Source organism: Streptomyces sp. NPDC001880 (assembly GCF_053594575.1).
The window spans coordinates 1-4,280 of sequence record NZ_JBSFET010000202.1 but is presented as its reverse complement, the minus strand read 5'-3'; the positions used below and the strand labels follow the sequence as shown (position 1 = coordinate 4,280).

The window sequence follows — 4,280 nt, the reverse complement described above, 5'->3', positions numbered from 1 at the left end:
GACCGGCCCGTCCGCGTGCGTGGTCCGGGTCCGCGGCCAGGCACCGCTCCGCATGGTGGCGATGCCTGCCACCGATGCGGAGAGCGTGTCCGATGAGGCTCGGCGAAGGACGCTTGCCCTCCCACGCCATCGCTGCGGCCGTCGACGCCGCTACCGACTATGTCGAGGCAGGCGGCCCCGCCTCCCTGACCGCTCCGCCCGCTCCGCCCGCCCGGGGCGGGACCGATCTGCTGGAACTAGCCGCCCGCATCCGCGCCCGCGGCGGGACGGTCATCGCCGCGGGGGGCTGCTTCGACCTCCTGCACACCGGGCACCTCTCCGTCCTGGACCAGGCCCGCCGTCTGGGTGACGCCCTGATCGTCTGCATCAACTCAGACGCCTCCGTGCGCCGACTCAAGGGCGAGGACCGGCCGGTCGTCGGCGAGACGGAGCGCGCCGCGCTGCTGACGGCGCTGGACTGCGTCGACGGTGTCCTGGTCTTCGACGAGGACACCCCCCACCGCCTCCTCACCGCGCTCCGCCCCGATATCTGGGTCAAGGGCGGCGACTACGCGGGCCGGCGCATCCCGGAGGCCGACCTCGTGGAGAGCTGGGGCGGCAAGGTGGTCATCGTGCCCTACCTGGACGGCCACTCCACCACCACCCGGATCAACCAACTCACCCAGCAGGCAGGCACCCGATGAAATCCGAAGGCAGAGCCCTGGTCACCGGCGCGGCCGGGTTCATCGGCCGACACACCGTCACCGCCTTCCACCGCACCGGCCACCAGGTCACCGCCGTCGACCTGCGCCCCGCTCCGGCCCCCCTCGTACACAAGGCCCGGTGGCGCCGCGGCAACTTCACCGACCCCGAGCTCCTTGCCGAAATCGCTGCCGGCCAGTACGCCACGGTCGTCCACCAGGCCGACATCAGCGACACCCGCGCCCCAGCCGGATCGAAGCTGACCGAGACCAACACCCTCGGCCCGCTGCGCCTGGCCGACGCCTGCCGCACGGGCGGAACCCGCCTGATCTACGCTTCGTCGCACTCCGTCTACGGCACCCTCCACCACCGCACGCCGATCACCGAGACCGCCGACACAGACCCGAGCCGCTGCTCCGGCCCTCTCAACCCGTACGCGGCCTCCAAGCTCGCCCTCGACCAGCAGATGCGCGCCCGCCACACCACCGGCCTTGCCTGGACCGGGCTGCGCCACACCAACGTTTTCGGCGCCGACGAGACGGACAAAGGCCCGATGGCCTCGATCCTGTCCCAGCTCCTGCGCCAAGCCGCGCACACAGGGACCGTCCGCGTCTTCGACGACTCCCTCACCGCCGCCCGCGACTACATCCCCGTCAGAACCGTCGCCACCACCATCGTCCAGCTCGCCACCGCGCTCCGGCCAGTACCGGCCGGTGTCTACAATCCCGGCGCCGGCTGCGCCATCTCCTTCGCCGACATCGTCCAGCGGTGCGCCCGCCTCCACCGCCAGGCCACCGGACAGATCCTGCACGTCGAACTCGTGCCAAACCCGGTCACCGACGCCTACCAGTACTTCACCTGCGCGGACATGACCATGCTCGACAAGGCCCTCCCCGACCGGCCAGCCGCCTCCGCCGTGTCCATCGAAGACCGCGCCGCCGAACTGTTCGAGGCCTTCCGTGACCGCACGACAGGGTGAGCCGGCGCTCCGCGCGCCGCAGGACCACGCCCCGTCTCCACCCCGACGGAGGGCGGTTCTCCTCGACCGTGACGGCACCCTCACTGAGCCCCGCCACTACCCCTCCCACCCCAACGAGCTAGTCCTCCAACCGGGCATCGGCGCACCCTTGCGCGCCCTCCAGAACGAGGGCTTCGCCCTGGTACTGGTCACCAACCAGAGCGGCGTGGCCCGAGGCCGGTTCGACCACAGCGTCCTGGAAGTCATGCACGAACGGCTCCGTGCCCTGCTTGCCCAGCACGGCGTGCACCTCGACGGCGTCTACGCCTGCCCCCACCATCCGGACGGCACGATGCCGCTGTACCGTGTTGTCTGCCCCTGCCGGAAACCCGCCCCCGGCATGCTTCTCCAGGCAGCCCGAGACCTCGACCTGGACCTCACACGATCGTGGATGGTCGGCGACTCCGCCTGCGACATCGCCGCCGGACGCCGAGCTGGCACTCGCACGGCGCTCGTCGGCGGCCAGCCGCTGTGGCATCCTCCCCCCGACCTGCGTCGCTTGACGACGTCAGACGCACTCGGCGAGCTCTTGCTCCGCTGACACATGGTGCCGAGCCGACCTCAGTACGGCTGCGGGATGCCGAGGCAGCGGGCGAAGTCGGTGGCGAGGGTTTTCGCGGTGGCGCCGGGCGGGACGAGGACGTACGCGATGGGTACCGGGGCATGTGCTGATCCGGGTGGTGCCGCGTTGCGGTGGGTGTGGGCGAGGTGGCAGGTGCGTCCGACGCGGAGGAGCGCGGTGGTTTTCCCGGCCGCCGCCGGACCAGTGACGATGACAGAAGGGCGGGCGGTCGTCGTCTGGTGGCGGCCGAGGACCATCAGGGCACGGACGCCGGTGGTGAGGGTGCCGATGACCGGGGTGCGGCGGGTGACGAACACGGAGAGACAGGCCAGGTGTTCTTCCGTGCTGCGCGGCGGGGCTCCGGGCTCGGGAGGCGAGGGTGGTGGCGTGCTGGCGAAGTGCTGCCAGCCCTGCCACGCGGTCGCTGGTCAGGAAACGCCGCCCGATTCGGGGACAGTACCCGCAGCACCCGGCCCGGGCCCGCTGCCGGAGTGTTCGTCACGGGTGCCGGCAAGACGACTGTCGAACGAACTGCGCCAGGCCCTCGCCCGCAACACCGAGGCCCAGCTCGTCACCGCCGGCCGCGCCCTGCTGGCCGACATCGACGCCGCTCTCGGCGCGGACCGCGACCACACGCCCCTGTTCCGCAGCTTCCCGGCCAGCACGCCCGCAGACACCCTCGCCTTCTACGTCGACCGAGTGCTGTCCCTCCTTCTCCAGGCCCCCGAGCAGCCGTGCATCCTGTGCGGCTCGAACGGCACCGTGCACGCAGTCGCGCCGTGTGCTCACCTGGTCTGCACGGCCTGCTTCGACGGCGCCGATTTCTCGGCCTGCCCGATCTGCCACCGCCGCATCGACACCGACGACCCGTTCCTGGGCCCGCAGCACCACAGGCCCTCCGCAGGCGCCCGGCGCGCGCTCCCCGAGCGGCTCCGTGTTCTCAACTACGGCGGCAGCCTCACGGATCGCACGGCCCACGCCGCTGCCGAACTGGCCGGCCTGATGGCCCGCACCGGCGCGCTCAGCCCGCAGGACACCGACGACCTGACGACCCTCCTCGACGAGACGGGCGACCGCACGGACGTGTCGTGGCTTCCGGAGTCGATCCCCGGCCGCGAGACCAAGGCCCGCGTCCTGGCCTGGCTCCTCGACGATCCGGACCAGTGCCAGGGCGTGCTCCCGGCCGTGATCTCCCGCATCAGCACGGCCACCGACGTGCTGCGCCTGGAGACCGTCCGCTCCGGCGGCGACGCAGGACTCGTCACCCCGACCCGCTTCACCGCCATCTCGCGCCCACTGCGCCGCGCGCTGCTGCAGGCCCTCGACCGCCTCGACGTGACCCTGGTCGCGGAGGACATCGACCGCCGCGCGCAGGCGTGGAAGCACCTGGCCGAGCGGCTGCACCCCTTCGAGTACGCCACCCGCTACCCGAACGCGGCCCTCACCTTCGCCGCGCTGCGCGAGACCACGCTCACCGACGACGCCCTATCCCGCGCGCTGCGCGCCACGGCCCGCACCGTGCCGGTCGCCAACACCAACCGGCCGAAGGTCGCGCTCGCGCTCTGGTCCACCCAGGTCGAGACGGCCCTCGCCAAGGCCGACGTGAAGCGCGTGCTGCCCCTGTTGACGCAGCGCCCCGGCGAGTTCCTGCGCCGGCTGGACCACGTGCTGCGTCTCGCGGGGAGCGACCAGGCGCACATCGTCCTCGACGCCCTGGAGCGGGCGGTGCCCCACGTGGCCCCGGCCGTCGTCCTCTCGGCGCTCGGTGAGATCCGCACCCGGACCCGGAAGGGCGCCGAGCGGGTCTTCTTCCCCAAGGGCGACAATGCGAAGGCGCACATCATCGCGGACGAGCGCGCCCCGCTCGCGGGCGCCGTTGTCGACCGTGCCGTGTCGATCCTGAATGGCGAGATCCTGCGCCGCGCGGGCTTGCTCACCCCGGTGGACATCGCGGTCGTCGACGCGCGGGCCTGGACGGCGTGATCGCGCCGTTCGCCGAGCGGACCGCCTCGCGCGCCC

The 4,280-nt window shown here is 72.3% G+C and carries 4 protein-coding genes and 1 pseudogene; 4 read left to right on the top strand and 1 reads right to left on the bottom strand.

What is annotated here, in order from left to right:
- Positions 1-113 precede the first annotated feature (113 nt).
- The 3 genes from rfaE2 to ACWCQ6_RS36020 are packed head-to-tail and all read left to right on the top strand — an operon-like array spanning position 114 to position 2,240.
- On the top strand, positions 114-683 hold the full coding sequence (gene rfaE2 / locus ACWCQ6_RS36030; protein ID WP_451096562.1) for a D-glycero-beta-D-manno-heptose 1-phosphate adenylyltransferase: 570 nt from the start codon (positions 114-116) through the stop codon (positions 681-683).
- Complete coding sequence (locus ACWCQ6_RS36025; protein WP_451096560.1) at positions 680-1,660, top strand: NAD-dependent epimerase/dehydratase family protein; 981 nt, start codon at positions 680-682, stop codon at positions 1,658-1,660. Before rfaE2 ends, ACWCQ6_RS36025 begins: the two co-directional genes overlap by 4 nt.
- Positions 1,641-2,240: a D-glycero-alpha-D-manno-heptose-1,7-bisphosphate 7-phosphatase gene (locus tag ACWCQ6_RS36020; protein WP_451096558.1), complete on the top strand. Its 600-nt coding sequence runs from the start codon at positions 1,641-1,643 to the stop codon at positions 2,238-2,240. Before ACWCQ6_RS36025 ends, ACWCQ6_RS36020 begins: the two co-directional genes overlap by 20 nt.
- A 32-nt stretch (positions 2,241-2,272) precedes the next feature.
- Here the strand turns inward: ACWCQ6_RS36020 and ACWCQ6_RS36015 are convergent.
- Positions 2,273-2,578: pseudogene (locus ACWCQ6_RS36015) on the bottom strand (ATP/GTP-binding protein); the annotation flags it as partial.
- A gap of 187 nt (positions 2,579-2,765) precedes the next feature.
- Between ACWCQ6_RS36015 and ACWCQ6_RS36010 the strand changes: the two are divergent.
- On the top strand, positions 2,766-4,244 hold the full coding sequence (locus ACWCQ6_RS36010) for an MXAN_6230/SCO0854 family RING domain-containing protein (protein WP_451096556.1): 1,479 nt from the start codon (positions 2,766-2,768) through the stop codon (positions 4,242-4,244).
- Positions 4,245-4,280 lie beyond the last annotated feature (36 nt).

What these genes read in the sequence shown, in the direction of transcription:
- ACWCQ6_RS36025 (WP_451096560.1), top strand. Translation starts at nt 680, where the DNA reads ATGAAATCCGAAGGCAGAGCCCTGGTCACCGGCGCGGCCGGGTTCATC.